This is a genomic window from Paenibacillus cucumis (ex Kampfer et al. 2016) (genome assembly GCF_019748695.1).
Classification (GTDB): domain Bacteria; phylum Bacillota; class Bacilli; order Paenibacillales; family Paenibacillaceae; genus Paenibacillus; species Paenibacillus polysaccharolyticus.
Genome location: NZ_JACLIC010000009.1, coordinates 176,157 through 199,437 on the forward strand (window position 1 = coordinate 176,157; position 23,281 = coordinate 199,437).

The 23,281-nt window shown below is 43.2% G+C and carries 16 protein-coding genes; 6 read left to right on the top strand and 10 right to left on the bottom strand.

The window, feature by feature from the left end; all coding sequences use genetic code 11:
• Window positions 1-2: 2 nt before the first annotated feature.
• The 6 genes from H7T88_RS06015 to H7T88_RS06040 form a co-directional block, all read right to left on the bottom strand.
• Window positions 3-6,065 carry a DUF7601 domain-containing protein gene (locus H7T88_RS06015; protein WP_221787650.1) on the bottom strand — a complete coding sequence of 2,021 codons (6,063 nt, stop codon included), beginning with the start codon at window positions 6,063-6,065 and terminating at the stop codon, window positions 3-5.
• Window positions 6,066-6,392: 327 nt separating this feature from the next.
• Window positions 6,393-7,883 carry an aldehyde dehydrogenase family protein gene (locus tag H7T88_RS06020; protein ID WP_154889712.1) on the bottom strand — a complete coding sequence of 497 codons (1,491 nt, stop codon included), beginning with the start codon at window positions 7,881-7,883 and terminating at the stop codon, window positions 6,393-6,395.
• A gap of 15 nt (window positions 7,884-7,898) precedes the next feature.
• Window positions 7,899-8,984 (bottom strand): 5-methyltetrahydropteroyltriglutamate--homocysteine S-methyltransferase, encoded by a 1,086-nt coding sequence (locus tag H7T88_RS06025; protein ID WP_221787651.1) that lies wholly within the window; start codon window positions 8,982-8,984, stop codon window positions 7,899-7,901.
• Between the two features lie 222 nt (window positions 8,985-9,206).
• Window positions 9,207-10,946 carry an ABC-F family ATP-binding cassette domain-containing protein gene (locus H7T88_RS06030; RefSeq protein WP_221787652.1) on the bottom strand — a complete coding sequence of 580 codons (1,740 nt, stop codon included), beginning with the start codon at window positions 10,944-10,946 and terminating at the stop codon, window positions 9,207-9,209.
• Between the two features lie 310 nt (window positions 10,947-11,256).
• On the bottom strand, window positions 11,257-12,120 hold the full coding sequence (locus tag H7T88_RS06035; RefSeq protein ID WP_221787653.1) for an aldo/keto reductase: 864 nt from the start codon (window positions 12,118-12,120) through the stop codon (window positions 11,257-11,259).
• Complete coding sequence (locus H7T88_RS06040; RefSeq protein ID WP_312027586.1) at window positions 12,117-12,506, bottom strand: ArsR/SmtB family transcription factor; 390 nt, start codon at window positions 12,504-12,506, stop codon at window positions 12,117-12,119. The genes H7T88_RS06035 and H7T88_RS06040 overlap by 4 nt, the downstream gene beginning before the upstream one ends.
• Before the next feature lie 311 nt (window positions 12,507-12,817).
• Here H7T88_RS06040 and H7T88_RS06045 point away from each other — a divergent pair, with 311 nt between their 5' ends.
• From H7T88_RS06045 to H7T88_RS06070, 6 genes are all read left to right on the top strand, one after another.
• Window positions 12,818-13,813 (top strand): YndJ family transporter, encoded by a 996-nt coding sequence (locus H7T88_RS06045; RefSeq protein WP_221787655.1) that lies wholly within the window; start codon window positions 12,818-12,820, stop codon window positions 13,811-13,813.
• 131 nt (window positions 13,814-13,944) lie between these two features.
• A complete protein-coding gene (locus H7T88_RS06050; protein ID WP_154889698.1) occupies window positions 13,945-14,397 on the top strand; it encodes a HEAT repeat domain-containing protein in 453 nt (150 codons plus the stop codon).
• Window positions 14,398-14,626: 229 nt separating this feature from the next.
• Window positions 14,627-16,657: a right-handed parallel beta-helix repeat-containing protein gene (locus H7T88_RS06055; protein ID WP_221787657.1), complete on the top strand. Its 2,031-nt coding sequence runs from the start codon at window positions 14,627-14,629 to the stop codon at window positions 16,655-16,657.
• A 354-nt stretch (window positions 16,658-17,011) separates the two neighbouring features.
• On the top strand, window positions 17,012-17,722 hold the full coding sequence (locus tag H7T88_RS06060) for a hypothetical protein (protein ID WP_154889694.1): 711 nt from the start codon (window positions 17,012-17,014) through the stop codon (window positions 17,720-17,722).
• 46 nt (window positions 17,723-17,768) lie between these two features.
• Entirely contained in the window at window positions 17,769-18,335 is a 567-nt protein-coding gene (locus H7T88_RS06065; protein ID WP_154889691.1) for a hypothetical protein, read from the top strand.
• A gap of 13 nt (window positions 18,336-18,348) precedes the next feature.
• Window positions 18,349-19,197 carry a hypothetical protein gene (locus H7T88_RS06070; protein WP_154889689.1) on the top strand — a complete coding sequence of 283 codons (849 nt, stop codon included), beginning with the start codon at window positions 18,349-18,351 and terminating at the stop codon, window positions 19,195-19,197.
• A 198-nt stretch (window positions 19,198-19,395) separates the two neighbouring features.
• Here H7T88_RS06070 and H7T88_RS06075 read toward each other — a convergent pair whose 3' ends face one another.
• The 4 genes from H7T88_RS06075 to H7T88_RS28645 all read right to left on the bottom strand — a co-directional run bounded on the left by H7T88_RS06075 (window position 19,396) and on the right by H7T88_RS28645 (window position 22,795).
• Window positions 19,396-20,592 carry a DUF418 domain-containing protein gene (locus H7T88_RS06075; protein WP_221787659.1) on the bottom strand — a complete coding sequence of 399 codons (1,197 nt, stop codon included), beginning with the start codon at window positions 20,590-20,592 and terminating at the stop codon, window positions 19,396-19,398.
• A gap of 324 nt (window positions 20,593-20,916) precedes the next feature.
• The gene (gene rlmH / locus H7T88_RS06080; RefSeq protein ID WP_062327777.1) at window positions 20,917-21,396 is read right to left on the bottom strand and encodes a 23S rRNA (pseudouridine(1915)-N(3))-methyltransferase RlmH; all 480 of its coding nucleotides are present in this window, start codon (window positions 21,394-21,396) and stop codon (window positions 20,917-20,919) included.
• A 342-nt stretch (window positions 21,397-21,738) separates the two neighbouring features.
• Window positions 21,739-21,906 (bottom strand): CxxH/CxxC protein, encoded by a 168-nt coding sequence (locus H7T88_RS06085; RefSeq protein ID WP_090923561.1) that lies wholly within the window; start codon window positions 21,904-21,906, stop codon window positions 21,739-21,741.
• A gap of 367 nt (window positions 21,907-22,273) precedes the next feature.
• Window positions 22,274-22,795 (bottom strand): hypothetical protein, encoded by a 522-nt coding sequence (locus tag H7T88_RS28645; protein WP_260510742.1) that lies wholly within the window; start codon window positions 22,793-22,795, stop codon window positions 22,274-22,276.
• Window positions 22,796-23,281 lie beyond the last annotated feature (486 nt).

Here is a 23,281-nt window from a genome sequence, read left to right on the forward strand (position 1 = left end):
CATTAAATGTGCTTTTTCTTCTTGTTACCGAGCAGACAGAAAGCGATCGTGATCAAGGACATCAGTGCCAAAATCATATAGAACATTGGCGATATACCGTTGTCTCCTGTTTTCGGAGCATCGTCCAACTCGTTGCTGACGTTATCCGTAACCTGGTCACCTTTGGTCGCTCCATCGTTGCCATTGTTGGTTCCGGTGTTGCCGTTGTTCGTTCCCGGAGTACCGTTATTGGTTCCGGTGTTGCCGTTGTTCGTTCCCGGATTACCGTTATTGGTTCCGCTGTTGCCAGTGTCAGTTCCTGGGATACTGTTATCGGTTCCTGGAACACCATTATCTGTTCCACTGTTCCCATTGTTCGTTCCCGGAGTACCGTTGTTGGTTCCTGGAATACCATTATCGGTCCCACCGTTCCCATTGCTCGTTCCTGGAGTACCGTTGTTGATTCCTGGGATACCAGGGTCGGTCCCACTGTTGCCAGTGCTCGTTCCTGGAGTGCCGTTGCCGGTTCCACTGTTGCCAGTGTTGCCTCCGCTGTTACCACCGGAGCCACCACCTGAACGGATCGGCTTCATTGGCACATCGTATTTGACAATGTCAAAATCTACAGAAATCGTACCGCTAGTGTGCGTTTCGTATCCATCCTTCGTTACAACCAGATAGTAATCTGCTTCAGGGAATACCATGTACGCATAGAATCCATTGACATCGCTATCCTGCTCTGGACTCTTGTTGTCGTGCGGCGGGAAATTTGGAACCGCTGGAAGTGTTACTTTTGTACCCGGAATGCGACCTTTATCTCTATTCCGCTGTGTATCCGCATAATACAGTGTAACTTTGGCTCCTTCAATTTTCTTGCCCGTGCTCGCATTTCCTGTAGTTTCATCGTAGACCGTACCGTAAGGGTCGACTAATTCCTCAGAAATATTCAGCTCTCCGTTAGCTTTCACGTCGAGTTGCGTTACTTTGAGGAGCAACTCCTCACCCGTCTCCACTTGATAACGAACTTCCATGGTGTACTTCTGTTCGCTTAAGCCTTCCACGGAGAACGTTCCGTTCGAAGCCATTGGAAAAGCCTTAGGACGACCATTTTCCGTAATATAATTACCGTCTCTGTCTTTCAGGTAGATATACATATGGCTGGTATGCAAGCTGTTAAATAGCTCTGTTGTTCCGTCCATTTGTTTGAGCATAATGATACCTACAGCAGTGATATCCGCTGGAATGGTCTCGTCTGTAACACTGCTGTTTACATTTGCTTTTTGTGTAAACTTAACAGGTACATCTCTTCCGCCTACCCGATACAACTTCGTATATGTGATCGTGTAGTCCGTATCAGCTACGGCTGGGACTGCATATTCACCCTTCTCATTCGTCTCAATCTGAAGCTCTTCACCTGTCTTCAGATCAGTCACCGTGATGGATGCATTCGGAATGACTTCTCCTGTATTGTTGTCACGCAGTACACCTTCCAGATAAGGGCGAGTATTTTTAAATTTAGCTTCAGCCGCTTTTTTCTCCGGAATCACACCCGTGTGAACAAAACGTTCAGGGTCTGTCACATAACCATCTTTCGTATAATCGTCCTGCGTTACCGTATACTCGAGAGATGAAGGGAGTCCTTGCACAATAAGTGTCTGGCCATCGGTAAGCTCGAAGCTATCGCCGTTCTTGATCATGCCCTTGCTGCCATCTGACTTCTCATAGGCGTAGGACTCATCTGATCCCTCACCTGTGAAGGTGATGGTGTACTTAAACAGCTTGCTCTTATCTTCGTCTTTGCCTTTCACTGTGTTGCTGATGAGTAGTCCGCCCTTCAAAACGCGCACGTTCGTGAATGGAGCTTCTTCATCCATGCCTTTCATCACCTCGGAATAATACCGTTCCTCAGGAGTAGTCATGTATTCATCGGTTGTGTAATCTTTTTGGCTAACTGTGTATCTCAGATGTTTAGGCAGGCCTGAAATATCCAGTGTCTCTCCGTCTTTGAGGCGGAAGGTGTCGCCAGACTTGATCGTGCCTGTACTATTATCCGACTTCATGTAAGAGTAACTTTCATCTTTGCCTGTTTCTTCAAAGTGAATGGTGTACTCGAACTCCTTCGTCTTATCGCCACCGTTGCCCATGACCGTATTACTAATAGTCAGCTTGTTAACGATTCGTTCGTTGATGAAGTCCGCTTTATGATCACCTTTGTTCACAATGGAGCCGGACAGCTCTCTCGTATCAGGTGTGGTCGTATAGCCATCAACGGTCGTATAATCGTCCTCAGTCACGGTATAGACCAGATTCGCAGGCAAAGCAGGAAGTATTGCAGATTCCCCATGCTTGAGGACGATCTTGTCTCCATTTTTGAGCGTTCCAGACGTATTATCCGATTTCTTATAGACATACTCTTCGTCCTGACCTTCACCAGTGAAGGTCACAGTGTATACAAACCCTTTGTTCGGATCACTGCCGTTGCCTTCTACCTTATTGGTAATGGTCAGCTTGCCTTGGGCAGGTGTTGGCACAATCAGTGGCTGATCCGAGGTTACTTTTACCCCGTCTACCCAGAGAGGTTTTCCCGGTGTATTACCTACATATACTTGATAAATCTTTGTTGTAGGCAACCAAGTATTTGTATCAATGTATGTTTCCTTCAGCTCATAGTAGCCTGGGTCAGGGAATAGAAGATTAAGTTTCCCTAAATTATCGGTTTTTCCTTTGATCACTGTAGTTCCGCTGTCTTTTTTATAGAGTGTAAATTCTACATCTTTCAACGGATTTCCATTCGGATCTACTTTTCTCAGAGGCAACAAGGCATTGGAGCTTGAACTACCTGCTACGTCTGAACTGTCCAGTGTACTTTCACTTCTAGCGCTGACAGCACTCAGACTGTCATCGCCCTTCAGTTTTACCTCGTTGCCCATTTTGTCTCCGGCTTTCGCTTTCGAAGGATCAACTTCAGTTTGGTATACAAACTGGTAAAACTTATTCGGATTGTTCATTTTGAATTTGAGGACGGTAGTCCCATCTGCACCTGGTGCAACCTCTACTTGAACTTCGCTATTAGGATCGCTCAGGTCGAGGGCTTCACCTCGTTCCAGAGTACCGCTAGCTGTTAGTTTAGCAAGGTAGACGGCCATACTAGGTGATGTCAGCACAAGCTTTCCGTTAACTTCATAACGTAAGTTCATGCCTGCACCCAGGGTATCCTCCAGATAAACGCCCTGCTTCATGTTAAATGGCGGAGTATAGTTTACTGTCCATTCCAACACACCTGGAACAGGTTTAGTTACCGACTTGCTCAGAGTCTGGATCGGTACGATAATCTTACGCTGTTCAGAGACAATCTTTTCTACTCCACCCCAAGACATATGGAGGTCAGCTTTGTTATATACCACTTGCTTGTCCGTGCCATTCGTCGTGTATTCGTTCAAATATTCCTCTAAAGCTTCGTTAGAAGGTCTTGCCTTCACCAAGATCACATAAGGACTCTCCAATTTAGAGAAAGTGAACGTTCCTACGTTGCCATTATGGGTGAAGGAGCTTACGACATGAGCGTCAGTGCCTGGTTCAATAATGTTCTTGGCATCGTTTCTCGTACCGTAATCTGTACCTGAACCGTTGTCGGAATATCCTTTCCAAAGCTCATAGTCTTTACCTTCGGAAAAGGGAACAAACTCCCATCCTTCAGGCAATGTGTCCACTAACTTCATATTACTAATGACTCGATTACCGCCATCTTTAGCCATTTCTTCTGTGTTATATCCGGGCATGTTTACCCCTAGACGGAAGGTGACTGTCTTGGTTGTCCGGTCATAAGCAGAAATCGTCCATGCATCATTACTATCGTTTCTAATGTAACTGTTAACGTTATTTGGGCTAACATTTTCAAGTGTGCCATCGACTTTCAACGGCCTTGAAGCAAAGAGCATATCCTTGTTCAGCATACGCAGGTGAAGATTGGCATTGTTTTGCGTTTGTCTTACGTTCTCACCATCAATGAGCAAAGCGCGATTAGAACTTGTTTTGCCTACGTTGATGTCCTGTCTGAAAAGGATGTCCGGGTTGGTCTCCAGTGCACGGAAGCTGAAGGATGCGGAACTATCCGTATATCCAGTCACCTTGATTAAATCCGCCACCACTTTACCATCCACCGTTAAAGGGATTGCCTTCATCGTCAGATTGGCTTCACTCGTTTTCAGCGTTCCTGCCTTATACTGCTTCCAAAGCTGTGCGGAAGTTACATTCGCCTTGATTTTCGCAATGGTTTCTGCACTCACTTCACCACTTACATCTACGGCATTGTCCAAGACGTCCAAACTACCGCCATGTACAAGGACATCATATACCGCTGCATTCGGCAGAGCATATTGTGGGGCAAGGTTAACCGTCCACGTGATGCTACCTTGGTTATAATCCTCTGTAGAAACAGCACCTGATTTGGTGAAATTATGCGCGCCGATGTTAACGATGGCCTCGTCCGTTACTGCTACAGGCCATTTACCCGTCGTTACATCGTTGTTCTGTATACCAGCCGGTGTATCCAAATTCCAGTTGGCGCGAGGATCGATTCTGAAGCTGGAACCACTTATTACTTTGCTTTTAATAATTAAATCCACTTTACCGTTAATATTTCCAAAAGAATACACACCGTTTGCATCTGGTGTAATGGGTGTTAATCCAGATTCGGTACCATCCTCTTGCCATTCAGCCGATACAAAATTCAGCCCGGCAGGTAAACCATTGGTAATCGTAAAGTCTTTCAACCCATTTTTGTTATATCGGTTAACTGTGACTTTCCAGGTAATGGTCTCACTCGCATGATCGTATGAAGCACTGGATTGAATCCAGTCGGGAGCAAAGGCCATCTCCAGCCCAGCCTGCACCAGCATGCTATCGTCTTGTCTCAGTTCCACTTTACCATTCGTATCCCGGTGGCTACGCCCCAGATTGGTTGGCGGATTCCGATACTCGTAATAATACGATTCCTTAGGAATCCAGGTTTTATATTCCACTTTGGGTTCCGGACCTGTTCCCTGTGGAAAAATGTAAGTCAGCGATCCGTCTGCTCCAACAACTGGTGCTACGTTCTGATCGTTAACTTTGAAGGAGCCCTCCACATAAATGCCGCGTGAATTTCCAGAGCCTGTATTATATGCTGAGGGATTCGTATAAAATGTCTTCCCGTCTAATGGCAATTTGATCGTTTTATCAAACTGATCGGATGCCGATACGGTTGACTGCCAAGTAATCGCGCCTTCTACGAATTGGGCCGGTTGAAGTCCGCGATAACTATACTGATCCCACCTGATCATTCCAGGCGAGGTTAACGTGATACCGTACTCTGCTGTAACATTCGGATTCTCTAGCTGATATGTACTACCAAAGATGTTGACAGGTTTTTTATCACCATAATTCAATCCCGTTACATCTGCATCAGCTGTCGTTTCGAAACTGAAAGTAACACCTCGTCCAACACCATTGAAAAAGTTATCATCACCATCAAAGACAACTCGAATGCTATTTGGAGTAAAATAGGTAGTACCCAGTTGTTTAGTGCCTGAGTCAGTCTGTGCATACAAGGTTCTGGTCGCTGTTGGAAGCACGACTTCCTTGAAGTGATCTTCTCTTTTCAGCTCAATCCAGTCACCCTTTTGAATGTATTTCTCAGGATCTGCATTCGTTGGATTGGCATCATCTCCATTGACAGGTATCTTGAGCCCTTCCGATTTGAGCGTAAATGGTTGTCGTCCCTTAATAATACCGTTCAGATCAATGACCACATTCCCTTGCTTCAACTCCAGCGGAAAGGATACATTAGATTCCATAAAAACTGCTGTTTTATCCATTGGGACAGCTGCCAGCATTATGGAATTGTTGGGTACATCATATACTGCCTCGGATACTGAAGTTGGTTCTTCCATACTCATCGAGTCAGATTCGCTAACTGCGCCCATTCCATTATCGTTAGGTACACTCTCTGCATATGCGGCAGTGGAGAACATCACTGTCTGCATAACAAGCATAATTGCCAGAAATAAGGACAATAACGGTTTACCTACATTGCGTCTTTGCTTCAATACGAGAATCTCCTCCATTTCTAAAATTTATGGCGAAACTGGCATACCTGACCATTATAAATTAGAGGTCTAACCAAATTCTGACCACCCGTATATTTGCCCTTTAGAGATGATATGTACTGAGTTGCCTCCATTAAATAAGTACTACATTTATAGCGTTATAATATTGGTTAAGAATCTTATATGTAAGCAAAAAAGCGCCCTGTCTACTGATTAACAATCAGTAAACAAAGCGCAAATGAAGAGCCTACATTCAATGTTTAATTCTAATTTCACATCATATTTATTCCCTGCACACTGTCGATGTGGTGTGTTATTCGATTAAATCTATTCAGGTATATATGGAAGATCCAGCATCTTCGGAACGTTGATCACATGTTTTTCCGTATACGTAAGAATACCCTCTGCGCCGTATTCACGGCCAATACCTGATTGCTTGAAGCCACCAAAAGGGAACCGAACATCAAGCCCCTGCACAGCAGCTGTATTGATCATGGTTGTTCCAGCTTCGAGTTGACGTGCCAAAGAGATGGCATCCTCTTCTTTTCCCCACACAGAACTCGTAAGTCCATATATGCTCTCATTGTGCAGTTTAATAACCTGCTCTTCATCGTCAAATGGCAGAACCGGAACCGTCGGACCAAACTGTTCCTCCACAACAATCGGATCATGAGCATCGCAATCCAAAACAAGTGTAGGTTGCAGGTAGTAACCTTGTTCAAACTGCTTTTGATCCAGGATTTGGCCGAGAGGGATGACCTTGGCTCCGCGCTTCTGCGCATCTTCAACCAGACCATTCACGTACTCTCTCTGCTTCAGGTTATTAACGGGCCCCACCGTCGTGTTTGGATCAAAGGGATCACCAATTCGAATCCAGCGATTAGCTGCCTCTATATATTTTTCCACAAATTCATTATAAATCGAACGGTGTACATATACGCGTTTGGCAATCATACAGATTTGGCCTGTTGTCAAGAAATTAGAGATGACAATTCGGCGCATCGCTCGCTCATCCTGAACATCAAAGCTTTCCAAAAAGATTGCCGCATCATTCCCACCAAGCTCCAGCGTCATATCTTTAATCGTTTCGGAAGCGGCTTTGATAATATGCTTCGCTGTTGCAGTTCCACCTGTAAAGGCGATTTTCGTCACAAGAGGATGACTCGTCAGTTCAACGCCCACATCCGCATCACCGTATACAACATTGATTACGCCAGCCGGGAACTCACTCGCGATAATCTCTGCCACCTTCGCCGCCGCCAGTGGTGCATATGGACTCGGTTTAAGCACAATCGTGTTGCCCGCAAGTAAGGCAGGAGCGATCTTGATTGTAGATAAAGCAATAGGATAGTTCCATGGACTAATCGCTGCCACCACACCGATTGGATCATAGGATACAATCGTTTTACCATGGTCATGCTCCTGAACCTCGTCCGCCAGAACGGATGCAGCTTCATTACAAGCAAACTCCATCCACATCAGCGAAACAAAAATTTCACCGTGTGCATCATACAGAGGCTTACCATGCTCTCTGGACAGCAAATGCACAATATCATTCTCCGCTGCTCTAATTTTCTCTATCGCCTTGCGCATCCGAGTAATGCGTTCACCAATGGAGGTCTGTTTCCACGTTTTAAAAGCCCCTGCCGCCGCTTCAATGGCGGTGACCGCTTGTTCTTTGGTCGTGACAGGGAAATAACCTACGATCTCAGTTGGATTGGCCGGATTCTCTTTTGCTAACTGCGAAAGGGATTTTACATGTTGACCGTTAATGAAGGCTTCAACTGTAACTGTCTCTTGATCTGCTTGAATTGTCATATGAAATCCCCTCCCTTAACTCCATACTTCCTCTGCAATTTCCTTAACGTAACGAAGTTTACGCCATTGTTGTTCTTCAGTTAGAATGTTGCCTTCCTCGGTGGAAGAAAAGCCACATTGTGGGCTCAAACAAAGTTGATCAAGGGGAACGTAAGTTGCTGCTTCTGCAATCCGGGCTTTAATCTGCTCTTTATTTTCTAACTCTCCGGTTTTCGATGTGATTAAACCAAGCACGATTTTCAAATCTGTTCGATTCACATATTTTAATGGCTCGAAACTACCTGAGCGCTCATCGTCAAATTCTAAAAATAACCCATCTACATTTAAGCCTCCAAAAATAACTTCAGAAGCATAATCGTAACCACCTGTTGAGAAAAAGTTGGATTTATAGTTTCCCCGACAAATATGCATCGTCACAACTAAATCTGCCGGTTTATAAGCCAAAGTTTCATTAATCATGCGTTGCATCGTTTTCAACTCTACTGCCGGTTCCAACCCTTTAGCGCGCAGTTTATCATGACCAGCCTCTGAGAATAGGTCTGCCCAAGCTGTATCATCTAATTGTAGATAACGACATCCTGCATCATAGAAGGCTTGAATGACCTTTTGATATGCTGCAATCGTATCCTGAAGGAATTGCTCCCGATCCGTATAGCTGTTGGCGCCGTTTTCCAATCGATAGAGAAGCATATTCGGACTTGGAATAGTTTGTTTTGCCACGGCGTCCCCTGCATGTTTTTTCAAAAACTTAAAATGATCCACAAAGGGATGCGTAGAGAAATCTACCTTACCTACAACTCGAATTCCGCCCTTGCGAGTCTGCATGTTATGGAATTTAGGTCCATCAATTTCCTCATACAGCTCTACACCGTCCAAACCACCCAGGAAATCAAAGTGCCACCAGCTTCTGCGAAACTCACCATCCGTAATAGCGAGTACGCCATTTTCTTTTTGTTTCTCAATCAATCGGATGATCTCTTGATCTTCCACATCTTTTAGTTCTTCATATGTAATCGTGCCAGCTTTGTATTGTTCACGCGCCTGACTCAAGTTCGCAGGACGTAGGAAGCTTCCAACATGATCGTTACGGAATGGTATCATAGAAAAATCTCCTTCTAACTTTTAGTTTCCTGAGTATAGCATGATCAAAATGATTACCTGTAATATGAAAAAAGCATGACTGGTCATAGCTTTTAGCAATAGCCAGAAGGCCTTAGAAAGCAAAAAATCCACAACCACATAGGGTCATGGATTTACAGGGTGTAGCCCTATTTTTAAATCATCGTTCATTAATAAAATTGTACCCGTCCTCAACTACTATGATTATAGTTGCTTGATAATGCCTTCCAGCTCATCGACCAAGCCTTTTGCCCGTTCAAAATCGGTATTTTTCAAAGCCAATTCAATCTGCATTTCAACAGCCTTTTTATTTTGTTCATTTTGCAAATAGTCTTTATCGAAATGACTGGCGTATATCATCTGTCTGAATTTGCGCATGCTCATTTTTCTGATCGTCTTATTCTCAATAATGAGTACATAATCCATACCGTTGACGACCGAATAGAAATCATGCGAAACCATGAGGATCGCGCCTTGATATTCTTCGATGGCTCTCTCCAGTGCAATCTGCGAATAGATATCCAGATGGCTTGTCGGTTCGTCAAGAAGCAACAGGTCAGCTTGAACCCCGGCAGCTTTAGCCAATTGAAGCATGTTTTTTTCGCCGCCGGACAGTGATTCGATCTTTTGATCCAGGATTTCGCCTTCAAAGCCGTAGTTTACAAGATAAGCTCTGATCTCATCATACGTTTCAAACCCGGCATCGATGAATTCATGTAGGATTGTATTCGAATCTTTGAGCGTTTCGCCTTGAAGCTGTGATAAATAAGCCGATTTGAGATCCTCATTGATTTCGATGGATGGCTGATTGTTTTTGAAAATATCCCGAAGCAACGTTGTTTTTCCGGTACCATTGGGGCCGATGATGGCCACTTTATCTGTCGATTTGATCTCGAAGTTCACATCTTGCAGAACTAGCTCATCAAAGGAAACACTATAGTTATTGACCTTGATCGCGATGCTGTCTTTCACTTGATGATCCAGGCCAAACCGAATATTCGGCTGCTTGATGTCGACAAACGGTGCTTTGATTCTGCGCGCTTCCAAACGTTCTTGAAATTTCACTCTCGCTTTTAACGCTCTTCCTCTGGAGGCTTCCGAATTAATCGTTGCTATGGCTCTGAGATTTTCGATGACACCGTCGTATCTTTCGATCTCTTCCGCTTCAGCAACTGCGATTTCCTGCAGTTCAATCTTCGTCTGAAGCAAGGAGAAATTGTACTCGATATATCGTCCATCGAACTCCTGAAGCTCCATGTTCTCAAGGTGAATGATTTTGTTGAAGCAATGATTCAACAGATAGCGGTTATGCGTAACGACCAGTAACATGCCTTTATGGGAATTAATCAATTTTTTAAGCGCATTGAGGTTTTCAAAGTCTAGAAATACATCCGGCTCATCCATGATCATCAGATCCGGACTGCGGAGCATTTCCTTCATGACTTGAACAAGCTTGAATTCCCCGCCGCTTAAGGACGATAGGCTTGCATCTTTCAGCTTCATGAGGTTGGCCAGATTCAACTGTTTATGAATGGTATTTTCATAATCATCTCCACCCATGGCCTCCAGTGCGTCCAAAGCCGATTGCACTTTTTTCATCAGTGAATCCATATCCGATGTGTTGGCCATTTCCCCATAAATCGCTGTGATCTCATCCTGAAGCTTGATAAATTCTTCTGCGATATATTCAAAAACCGTCATTTCTGTCGTTGGGTCTACCTGTGAGAACTGACTCATATACCCGATTGTGCAATCCGGATCGATCTCCAGCTTTCCCTCGAACAAATGTCTTTCCGGGTCCATCAAGATTTCAATCAACGTACTCTTGCCACTACCGCTTGTGCCGATAAAAGCGCAGTGTTGGCCCTCTTCGAGTGTAAATGAAATGTCTTTATAAAGTTCCTTCTGCGGAAAAGAAAAAGATAAGTTTTGGGCTTTGATCATGGTGTTACCTTTCTTGGTATCTAGAATAGTAATTTATTGTTTGGGGTTGTTACAGAACGTAAGTTTGAATAAACCTGAGGTTGTCGATTCTCAGCGTAACACTGATTGAGGGCAAGTACAATTGATTTGTATTTCTAGGCCGAAACCAAAGTTTGGCTATGTCGATTACGCATATGACCAAAGAAACCATGTCTTAAAGAGGAATCTGTATGCCGCCATATGAGGATAAGGCTTTCTACATCCTCTATATTCTCTTTAAACTGCACGTTTAAGGGTATCCTTCGTCGGATGTCCCTGTCGTTATGCGTTATTACGGACGACTAAATAGCTTCATAAAATGGATGTAAATCGGATGGACCATAAGACCAGTCGGGCTTACGGAGTATCTTTTTCCCGTATCCAATCGGCGAATATGTTCCATTTCCTCAGCATTCAACTCAAAATCAAATAATTCACTGTTCTCTCGTATTCTTCGCGAATTTGATGATTTCGGGATTGCAATAATACTCCGCTCCAGATGCCAGCGCAAAATGACTTGTGCCACCGACTTTCGGTGCTTTCTAGCGATTGTAAGCAGTTCGGGGTGCTCCAGCAGTTCTTTGCTCCCCTGACCTAACGGGCCCCAGGCCTCGTGCAGAATCTGATTTTTCACCATATACTCATGCAACTCTCGTTGTTGGAATTCCGGGTGTGTCTCGATCTGATTCACCATGGGCAAAATCCGGGCATGTTTCTTAAGATGCTCCAAATTCTTGATCTCAAAATTAGCTACGCCTATGACTTTGATCCGGCCTTCGTCGTACAACTCTTCCATCGCTCTCCAGGCATCCACATAATGGGCACCGGCAAAATGAATTAAATACATATCGAGATACGTTACGTTTAGTCTTTGGCAAGTTCGCTCAAATGTCTTTTTCGTCGCATGATATCCGAGATCCGTTGTCCAAGCTTTCGAGGTAATAAAGAAATCTTCCCGAGGAATGTCACTTTTTTGAATGACTCGGCCTAGCGCTACTTCATTCCCGTAAATTTTCGCTGTATCAAAATGGCGGTATCCGATTCGAATCGCCTCTTCAACCGTTTTTTCGAAAGATTCCCCCTGCTTGATCTTATATAGGCCGAATCCGAGTTGCGGAATATCGACTCCGTTTGCTGCTTGCATTGTACGTTTCATCGAAGATCGTCCCTTTCATTGGTTCGGGATCGTGATTCCGTGGCTGGCTCCTCACATTGTTCAAATAGCTTATCAATCTCGCTCGCCAAGTTTTTCAACGACTTCAGCTTGCTTCCGGCGTCCAGCCGATAAAAGTTACGAGTTCCTTCTTTGTGAACGCTGATAATCTGCGCTTCTTTCAGTATTTTCAGGTGATGTGATACAGCAGGCCGGGAGAGGTGTGTTTGCACTCTGATCTCACCCACACGCATGCCCGTTTTCTGCGGTCCTTGAATTAAAGCCATCAATATCGCCTGCCGAGTCTCGTCTCCGATGGCATTCAGTACCTTCTGGTTGTTCTTAAATTCGGTCGCGATTGTATTCAAAAATTGCTGTTCGACGGGAATCTCCTCTTTTCGTTGAACCGTTTAATTCTTTTGACGAATATAAGATACCACGATCTCAGACACAGCAGTACTTCGGGAAAGAAATCCAAGAACAACATTTTTCCAATTTCACAGGATTTTTAGAGAAATTGCTGTGACTTGTGGTGATAAGGTTGACCATGTTATCTAGAGGGTCTCGTTTTATATGCTAGACAATATTTTGAAAATCAAATGTGTTAAACTTAAACGAGCATTGCCCGTCTATTCTAATGAATGCTACATACCTGAATGTACGCCGCTTATACAACAAATATAGTTAGAAAGGAACTGCCATGAAGCGTTCTCTGAAGCAACCAATGAAGTCATTATTAATGCCTGTGATTCCCGGTGGAATCATGACGATTCTTATATTTTATTTGGATTACTTCCAATTCCAACTTGTTGAAAAGTTCATACTGTATGCGGCATTCGTCATCGTTCCTCTTGTCATTTTACTTTTGAGATATGATGCACAGAATAAACAGCAACGAATAATGTTTGTTCTTATGAAGTGGCTTCAATATCCGGCCGCGCTTCTTACCCTATTTTCCGTCATGAGCAATAAGATGTGGAGTTTCGAAGGCACGGTAATACCAGGCATGCTCTCCCTGGGTTGGCTACTGTTCACACTACTGCTGGGCATCTATGGCTTGACCACAATTGTGATGGCTAAAGGAAAAGCAGCGGAAATAGCCATTGGCGCGGGACTTGTTTACTTTTTTATCGGGGGAATATGGTTTACGTTATATCAATATCAAGTGGAGCTTTTCAATGCCAATGTTACTACGCATGCCTTGAGCTCGGTTCACTTTCATTTCTCATCTGCGATCGTTCCAATTTTCATTGGTGCACTGGGACGGATTATGGCGAAAAAAAACTGGTATCCCTGGGTCGTTGCCATCGATATTATCGGACCGCTATTGATTGCTTTTGGTATGATTTTCTCCAAACCGATCGAGTACGTTGGTGTCGCTTTGTTCGCTTGTAATATTGTGGTTTATACGGCTTATCTCCTGGCTTACTTGCGGAAAAACGCTTTGAATATGAAGGCATCCTTCTTCCTAGGCCTTTCTTGTCTAGCCTTTTACACGGTTGTTGTCATCTCCATCTTCTATCCGTTACTGAAAAATATGTATTCCTTAACCATACTCGACTTTATTCCTATTTACGGAGCTCTACACGCATTTGGTTTTGTCTTATGCGGATTGATTGGTTGGGTGTACATGGTAAACTCTATTCAGGAGAAAAAGATGGCCAAGGAGAATAGATGGGTTGGTACATCTTTATGAGTTGGGTGAACATGGTTTTAGGCTAACCCATCGGCTTCGTATGAGTAGTTTAGTCAGGTTCGTGCTATAATAGGGATCACATAAATAACATTCATCATTTGCCAGATGGCGATGATTAAGGAGATTGAATCTTGACGAACAACCATGATAGTGGAGCAGTTAACGGACTACCAGAGAACTTTGAAGAGCTCAAACGAGCGGCTAATCGGTCTTCAAGCTGGAGAGACAGACTGAACGCGGTGAACGAATTGGGGAACTGGGACACAGAACCTACCATTAAGTTACTGCAGAATGTTTTGAAAAATGATCAAGTGTTCCAAGTGCGCGAAGCCGCATATCTCAAGCTCAAACAGTTGGGTGAAGAAGTACAAATGCCTGCCAAAAACAAAGGCGAGCTGTTTAAAGGTACGAACAAAATTTTGCTACGGATCAAAAAAAGCCTTCCCGAAGGTCACACATTTGAGGAATTCAAGGAAAAACTGCAAAAAACACGTCTGGATCTCTATGATACTTACGAGGGCGACAAAGATGCTGAGTTCGACTCCTGGCTCCATGGTATTTGGGAGACACTAGGTAGAAGATAAGATGGCTGCCGTTCACCGTATGAATAGCAGATTGCAAAATAATAGCCGAGTAAAAAGCCACTTCAAAAAATGGAGTGGCTTCTTTATTTCTTCAGGGTCATCTCCATCAGATCAATGTCACTAGAGCACCTGTTCATAAAACATCCTTCTTCCTGTATATCCCAATACATTTATTTACTAGTATAATAGTGGAAACCAACAAACATTTTGAAATAGAAGGAGAGCTGTTATGGAATATCATGTATCCATACATGGGAATGATCAAGGAAAAGGAACCGCAGATCAACCCCTTCGTACCATATCACGCGCTGCGGCTCATGCCATGGCTGGTGATACCGTTATTGTTCATGCGGGAGTATACAGGGAATGGGTCAACCCGACGAATGGAGGAACAGCCGAGCATCGAATCGTGTATCGATCCGCAGGAGACGGTGAAGTCGTCATTACAGGAGCTGAGCGGGTTACCGACTGGAAAGCTGAAGGAAATGACGTTTGGAGCACAGAAGTGCTGAATTCCATCTTTTCCGTTCGTAATCCCTTTGAAGTGGAGCTTAGTGGAGACTGGTTGTTCGACGGGCCCTTCCCAGTTCATCTCGGCGATGTCTATTTGGATGGAAAGTCATTGTATGAATGTGCTCATGTTGAAAGCGTTCACAATCCGGAGGTTTGGCCCGAAGCCAAGTATTCCGAGGATTCACTGTTGAAATGGTATGCCGAGGTCGATTCTACGACGACGAAGATTTGGGCTAATTTTGGCGGAAAAGATCCTAGAAAAGAAAATGTAGAAATTAATGTACGTCCTTATTGCTTCTGGCCTGAGAAGCCAGGATTGAACTATATCACCGTGAGTGGCTTCATATTGCGTCAAGCTTCGCCTCAATGGGCGCCACCTACGGACTACCAGGAAGGTCTGATCGGACCACACTGGAGCAAGGGCTGGATTATCGAAAACAATATAATCAGTGAATCCAAATGTGTTGGTATTAGCCTAGGTACCGAAATGGGTACAGGGCACACCAACTCTTTGGAAAAGCGCAGTAAAGGTGGGACACAACGGGAGCAGGAAGTTATTTTACGAGCATTACGCTCCGGCTGGCATAAAGATCACGTCGGCAGTCACATCGTTCGAGGTAATGTAATTCATGATTGTGAACAGGCCGGTATTGTGGGCCATATGGGAGCAGCCTTCAGCCACATTTACCAGAATCGGATTTATAATATTCATCATAAACGGCTCAGACACGGTGCTGAAGTTGCGGGAATTAAACTGCATGCTGCACTGGATACTCAAATTAGCGAAAATATAATGTACAGTTGTTACCGAGCGCTTTGGCTTGACTGGCAGGCACAGGGCACTCGGATCAGCCGCAATGTATTTTTTGACAACATTTCAGAAGACCTCTTCGTTGAGGTGTGCCATGGTCCATATATGGTTGATCATAATCTATTCCTCTCACCTATGAATTTCAGAAATATGGCTCAGGGCGGGGCGTTTGCCCATAATTTATTCGCAGGTCGATTTGTCGTTCGTTCCGAGATCACACGGATTACGCCATATCACTTCCCTCATGAGACAGCCATGGCGGGATACTCCAATATCACTGGAGGCGACGACAGGTACTACAACAATATCTTCTTGGGGGATAATGACGCCGACGCCAATAAGGAACCTGTTCCAATCACCTTTTTTGAACATCTTCCCCTCAAACCAAGGGATGCCGTTGGAGAGAACGGGAAGACGGTTATGGATGGTGTGCCGGACGATTCCATTTGTTATCTGCATGCTGTCGGACTTGGCGGCTACGATCAACATCCGAATGTGAAAGATAAGAAGTGGTGGGAATACACCAAAGAAGAGCTTATGGAGCTTGGCGATGCCGCGAAGGATTTCTTTATAGGCAATGCCGTTCTCCCGGTAGCTATGGGTGGCAATGTATATCTCAATCATGCGGTTCCAAGTACTCACGAATCCGATGGGAAGGTCTCTAAACAGAAGGGCATAAACGTTGAGATTGATCCTGCTCTAGGTAAGGTGCAGATTCAGATCAATGAGGCCGAATTGCTTCGAGGTACCTCTGCCATGGTGATTACTACCGACCTGCTCGGAAAAACGTATCACGCCGATATGAAGTACGAGGAACCCGACAGCACTCCCTATCGCTTAGATTCTGACTTTATCGGCACAAAAAGACCGGATGCAGATGTTACACCAGGTCCGTTTGAGTTAAGGGAGAAGGGTATTGTTGAGTTTGGGATTTAGTTTGTTATTGAGGGTCCAGTCACTTTGGGTGACTGGATCTTTTTTGTGTGAAGCCTATATTCCGATAATCAGAAAATAAGGCTCTAATTGAAACGAGGCTCTGATTTTATTTGAGATAGCCTCTTACTTCAAAACATAAGAAAATAAGTGTGAAGATCACTTTTGACTTGCAACTGCTCAACGGAACTTTTTTTCTCTAAATACTATATTGTAACTTTACATGGAAATTAAAAATACATATATATTAATATATATGTATTTTATTGTATATTTACAATTTAAATAAAAATGGTAATATATCCAAAGGGAATAACAGTAAGTATTTCATAAAATTATATTTAGGAGGAGAATAACTTGATCAAAAATAAAATTTTATCACTGTTGCTTTGTGTTTCTTTGTTCGCAGTATCCACTCCACAAACATTTGCTAACGGTGCAGTTGATCCAAATCCCAACACTGAAAGAGTGCTCACTGAAAAAATAAAGAGTGATACTTTAGAGATAATAGAAAACTCTAGAGGTTCAAATAGTGTCCAACCTCAGAGTGAAGTTCGTCCAGCTAATATCTTTAGGATTGTTATGGAGGCAGCTAAATTGCTCTTTGGAGCAACTAAAACATATAATAAAGTTACAGAGGCCTATGTTGAGAATGCTATCGAAAATGAGTTTAAAGATGAACTTCCTTTCTTAGTCACTCGGAATTCTTTAATTGAGGAATTTTGGCTTATTGGCACGAATGAATATGTGGAACTTAAATTCGGTACTAGTGACCGAGGATTAGAACATATCTTAAGCAAACATCATCCAAAATATTGGACTGGTCTAGGATACAGAGAATATAATTCATTTTTCAACGACACCACCAGCATGAGAGATATTATAAGTATTATTGCAGTAGTAGCAAATCAAACCCAAAACAATAAAAATAAAATAATCGCAAACAACAGTGGTAACGTTTCAGTAGATGGTACTTATGACGGTAAAAAGTATAGACTTGTTGTTAGTAGCGACTATGAAGTAGTAACTTTATATCCTTTGGGCTGGAACGTAGCTGAATCTAAATAATTTTAATAAATATATTTCGTTAAGAGGATCGATATTTGGAGGGCTTATGGTTTCCATTCAAACGTTTCTTATTCCACCGCAACAATCACTTCCAGAAGTATATTCTTGTATGGGGACTGAAGAGTTGCGAGAGCTTTTTGTCGCAGTTGAACATTTTGAAAGTTTATATGTTGGCCAGAGTGATGAAATTCCTATGAAGAGTAATGAGCTTAATATTGCCGTTATTGTTCAAGATACTCACCAACTACTGATTGGATTTGAACAGTGGGGATTAGATTTGTGGGGATGCTATTTGTCAGTCTTAAAAATTTATATTGAAAGTGGATTTGAATATGGTGAAGGAATATACGGTATCGATCCAAAGTTGATATGCTTTAAAAAGATTGATAATAGGTTGATAGAAGTAACTCTAAAATATGATCCATTGCACGTAGAAAAGACCATATCTCAATTTATTTTAGAAGAACGTGATTTTCTTCAACAACTCATTACTGGAGCATCCAATTTTTATGCTTATATGAATAGCTACAATATCCATACAAGTAAAAAAACACTGAACTTCCTCTCTCAAACAATAGAGTTGTTAAAACAAACATATTCGAAAGAATTGTGAGGCGATTTTTTGCATGCGAAGATTAAAAGTATTTAGTATTGTTTGTGTTCTTTTCTTTGGAATTTCTACCACTATCTTTGCTAATGAGTCTACTTCAAATAGTGAAGCTTCGGAATTTATATTGAGAGAGTATCTTGAGGCCTCGGTTAATCAAGACTATGAGAGACTTAGTAGATTGACTGAAGACCATCGTTATAACAGTTTAGAAGAGAAGCAACAAGAGTATAAATCTTCTCTGGAGAATCCTTCAGAAGTACCTCTTTCATTTACAATCATTGATCAACAAAGAGTTAGTGATAAGGAATATAATTATAGTGTGAAGCTAGAATTTCCAGACAATGAAATAATAAACCTACCAATAAACATGAAAAATATCAATGAAAACTGGAAAGTAATTATAAGTACACAGCCAGTCAACGAGCAAAAGGGTTACGAAATAATAGAGCACGCTGATGACAATCTGATGATCCAAAAGAATCAAGCCCTAGCTGAACCTCAGCCTAGCACAAAATGCACTTGGAGCTTTTCAGAGAGAGTAGATGGACGCACATTCACCTCTTTGTGCAAAAAATTCGACTTATCTACCAAAGACTATAGAACAACTCTAAATCTTCAACAGTATAACGATCATAAAGATAAAATTATTCCTCTTATTAAATATGAAATATTTGAAACTAAGTTCTTTGGAGATAATCTTTGGGGATACACTGATGTATACGGAGAAAAAAAAGGAGTTGGCTTCAAAGCTGAAATTTTTGGAGATACTTTAAAAGCAACTAACTGTTATATCAAATTTTCAATTGAAAATAGCAAGAATACAGTTACTACCTTTAAAGGATTTGGGGAATTATATAGTTTCTGACCAAATGGGGCTGCCCATTTCATATTAATTAGAATGTCGACACCCCAAATCATTACAATTATTTATCATCCTTTATGTACATTAGATTAGACGTAAAGGCTCGTAATTACGTAGGGAGAGTAAATTATCCTACTTATACGAGCCTTTTGTTTGTTCCAGAACGATTCAACACATTGCTTTTGGAGAAGTTTGGTGATTTCATTCCTTTTTTCTTGGCTTCCCTCTCAAGGACATATATGTCCCAATCCTTAGGACATATTCCACTGGTCCGCTACTAAATTTTTTGAGATATAGATGACTGAACAATAATTGAATACCATATACAGAGAGTGCAATAATCACTCCAGCAAATACTCCAGCACGGCCAAACAGCCCCAATCCATATCCATAATAAATCGTTGTACAGATTACACTCTGCATTAGATAATTGGTCAATGAGAGACGACCAACCGCCTCGAACTTGACGAATATACTAGCTCGACTGTTTACAGAATAAAGTAGAGCAAACAAGTAAATGTAGCCTAGTGCGAGCAGTATCCCTCCCAACATCGATCCAAATTCGATGCACAACCAGTCTTCGGCATTGAATTTGGGTCGTAGCACACTATAAACTTTAAGCAGCAAACCGATTGGTAGCAGAAACAAAGCACGGCGAATATACATAGATCGCATCGCTAGTGGATCATTAAATGTACCAATTCTAGCAGCACGCATGCCAAGCAGAAACATTGGTAGTGTCATAAGAGGAGCTAACACCAAGGCTAACAGGAGTATCCCTTTATCCGACTCCCCACCGAATGGACTAACACTATTACTAAAATCTCTAATCTCTGTGTAGCTACCGTTTCCAAAAACATTCTGACTCTGTATGATATAACTCTCCATATGTGTCGATACATCAGCAATTGGATTCATTGGATTGAACTTCAGAATATCCAGCAATCCAACTCCGGTGAGTAGCATTAACGCCAAGATAAATAACGTTTTTGGATTTCGATTTAGAAACAGAAGCAAGAAGAATCCGAGTACACCGTAGATCGTCAAGATATCCCCTTCCCATAGATAAGTTATGTGAAGTATCCCAATAACCAACAACAGTAGGAAACGACGAGCCAAATGGTATTTCGGTCGTAAATCTCGTGATTCTAGACTTTCAGCCAGCTTAATCATTCCAAAACCGAATATAAATGCAAAAATCGGCATAAAACTACCCACCACAGTGATAAGAAGTAAGGAGTGAAGAGTGCGGTCTGCACCATCGATTCCTAACAGTTGGGGTTCACTCTGTCCAAACATTCCGTATTGGAAAGCCAGCATATTCGCCAACACAATGCCTATCAGACTGAATCCACGTAGCCCATCAATTAATTGGACGCGATTTTTTGATGAGTTCAAACAATCACCTCTTTTTTTATACTCGGCCTTATATCTATCCTTTTATTTACTGTATATTTTTCAAATCCTATATAGATTAAAAATAGAGACTTACTTAGGCGACATTTCTTTTTATAAAAAGTGCTTGAGGGCTGAGACCTAGTATTTCTCCTCGCTCTTCATTCAAATTCAGTTTACATGGTATCATATAAAATTAAAAATTTAATTGATTACTTAATCACTTGCTTGTGTGACAGTCTTTATAACCAATAGGCAGGGCAGTCCCCCCTCACGAAGTGGGTACACTTCCACGCTCGGAAAGTATAAAATGTAGAAATTTCTCCCTTACTTGTGGTATGGTTCACCCCGATTGATCTTCACTGCGCGATAAATCTGTTCTACCAGCACCAGCCGCATTAACTGATGCGGCAGGGTCATGCGCCCGAAGCTTAAGCGCTGCTTCGCGCGGCGCAACACCTCATCGGAGAGCCCGTGGCTTCCTCCGATGACAAACACGACATGGCTCGTCCCATACGTGCCGAGCTTGTCGATCTCCATAGCCAGCTCCTCCGAACTCCAGAGCTGGCCATCCAGTGCGAGCGCGACGACATGCGCCTCGCTCTTCACATGCGCGAGGATGCGTTCGCCCTCGCGCTCTTTTACCGCCCGCACCTCAGCTTCGCTCAGGGTATCGGGCGCTTTCTCGTCTGCGACCTCGATCATCTGAAACTTGATGTACGGGGCGAGCCGCTTGGCATATTCCTGAATGCCCAGCGTTAAATATTTTTCCTTCAATTTGCCTACGCCAATAATTTGAATTAACATCTCATCATTCCTCCTGAATCGTCGTCTTGCCATCCATCTATATGTTAGATGCTTCAATCGCATCGTTCATGCAAACCAAGTTCATTCCAAAACTCTAACGATCACCACAAACCTTATCCAGCTCGAATCGCCCACTTTTAAAATCTCCCATGCCACAGCCGCTCGCTCCCTACAAACGCAAAAAGAGCGCTCAACACGCTCTCTCTGCACCTTGCTGTGATGTTCATACCGGATCGAACCAAGTCTAACGCCAGAAGCACTACCGCTACGCTACTACGCCATGCACAACGATATCCCATAGCAACATCCAATAGCACCCCTGGCGGCCTGCTCTACAGTACGCTAAACGACAAGGAATTCCGCGTGCTGATCGCACTCAGCGCATTTGGCAGGCGGGTCCCAGTCGGCAAATTCCGTCTCCTTCAGATCCACGATATCTGGAGCGTCCTCATATTCATCTACAAACATGTCGATGGCAATGTCCACGTGTTCTTTGCATACAACGTACATCCGTCAAGCATCCTTTCTGTCACCAGCTATGTTCCCGATTCACAACCGCTTATCCCATTACAGGATAGCCACTTCTCAGTTCTATCACACCTGCCGCGGAAAAGAAACCCCTACATCACTGATCCACACAAAAACTTGCCACTCTTGCACAAAAAAAGCCTCTTCCTTAAGATGTGCACACCTATCTTTCCCATAAGATCAAAAAAGCACCCCCTCAACAATACCCACCTCAGTCAGGTATCCTTGCTGGAATGCTTCAACTTTAATTTAACTCCAAGCGCATTCACGCTCTTGCACTCATCCTTGCTTTACCCTTGTCGTTACCTTTACGCTATCCTCAACTTGCTTCTTACCCCCAGCTACCAGCCTACTCCAATCCCGACTGAGCCTTCGTGAGCAATTTCCCGCCTTGAAAAGCAATTACCGCGTTGCCGCCGTTGCCAGCTGTACCTTTATAGTTGTACACGACCATGTTCTCCGCTTCACTTAGCGCTTCACCTTCACCGCCTAGAATATTGATGACCTCTTCCACGGTCATGCCAACCTCCAGCTTCTCATACTGGGCAAACGTAATCAGCACCCCGTCTCCTTTCCCAGCAGATCCGTTGTTTCCTCCAGCTGTCGGTGTTTTGCCACCTGTCCCTTGTCCAGCAACGCCAGCTGTACCAAATTCATTCAGCTTTTTCTCAAGTGCAGCAATTTTCTGCGCCTGCTCATCGCTTTTAATTCCCTGCTCGGTCAGCTTTTTCTCCAGGCCAGCAATCTTCTCCTGCAACGCGCTCGTATCTACTGATGCAGCTGGTGTGCTCTCCGATCCACAAGCAGATAACAACAGCATCGATAGTGCCAAGCTTGTTCCTCCAAGTACCTTTTTCTTCAACAGATTCATCTCCGAATCCCTCCATTTTCAGATTAGCTAGCCAGATCACACGTTATCCAGCTGTTATTTGCAACAACGATCTATGTAAACACATTAAGAACAGTTTACCATACAGGCGAACAAATGTATCTGCGCCTTTCGCTCCAAGTCTTTCTGTCTATATAAATTGAACTAAAGATTTTACACAGTCCACTCCGATGACAGAATAACCTTCCAATCGCTGTTATCCCCAGATTTTTTTAATTCCCTTTTCCAAAGGGAAAATCCGGTGATAAGCGTATGCTTCCGATGTAGCTTTCTTGCAGAAAGCTTTCAGGCGAGCGCTTCGCTTTTCCAGGTTTTTTCTGTCCTCTTCGTTAACGTGTAAAAGAATAGTCCAACTTATATAGTTGTGTCCTGCCCTACCTTCAGGCTCTACCTCATGCCCCATGAACATAAAAAGAGTGGTCAGATATATTCTGATCACTCTCTCTACTATCATCTGTCTCATGATCA

Excerpts from the sequence above, each read along its gene's own strand:
- H7T88_RS06025 (WP_221787651.1), bottom strand. The coding sequence starts at position 8,984 with ATGATACCATTCCGTAACGATCATGTTGGAAGCTTCCTACGTCCTGCG.
- H7T88_RS06035 (WP_221787653.1), bottom strand. The coding sequence starts at position 12,120 with ATGAAACGTACAATGCAAGCAGCAAACGGAGTCGATATTCCGCAACTC.
- rlmH (WP_062327777.1), bottom strand. The coding sequence starts at position 21,396 with ATGTTAATTCAAATTATTGGCGTAGGCAAATTGAAGGAAAAATATTTA.
- H7T88_RS06045 (WP_221787655.1), top strand. The coding sequence starts at position 12,818 with ATGAAGCGTTCTCTGAAGCAACCAATGAAGTCATTATTAATGCCTGTG.
- H7T88_RS06085 (WP_090923561.1), bottom strand. The coding sequence starts at position 21,906 with ATGTACGTTGTATGCAAAGAACACGTGGACATTGCCATCGACATGTTT.
- H7T88_RS06055 (WP_221787657.1), top strand. The coding sequence starts at position 14,627 with ATGGAATATCATGTATCCATACATGGGAATGATCAAGGAAAAGGAACC.
- H7T88_RS06070 (WP_154889689.1), top strand. The coding sequence starts at position 18,349 with ATGCGAAGATTAAAAGTATTTAGTATTGTTTGTGTTCTTTTCTTTGGA.
- H7T88_RS06065 (WP_154889691.1), top strand. The coding sequence starts at position 17,769 with ATGGTTTCCATTCAAACGTTTCTTATTCCACCGCAACAATCACTTCCA.
- H7T88_RS28645 (WP_260510742.1), bottom strand. The coding sequence starts at position 22,795 with ATGAATCTGTTGAAGAAAAAGGTACTTGGAGGAACAAGCTTGGCACTA.
- H7T88_RS06030 (WP_221787652.1), bottom strand. The coding sequence starts at position 10,946 with ATGATCAAAGCCCAAAACTTATCTTTTTCTTTTCCGCAGAAGGAACTT.
- H7T88_RS06020 (WP_154889712.1), bottom strand. The coding sequence starts at position 7,883 with ATGACAATTCAAGCAGATCAAGAGACAGTTACAGTTGAAGCCTTCATT.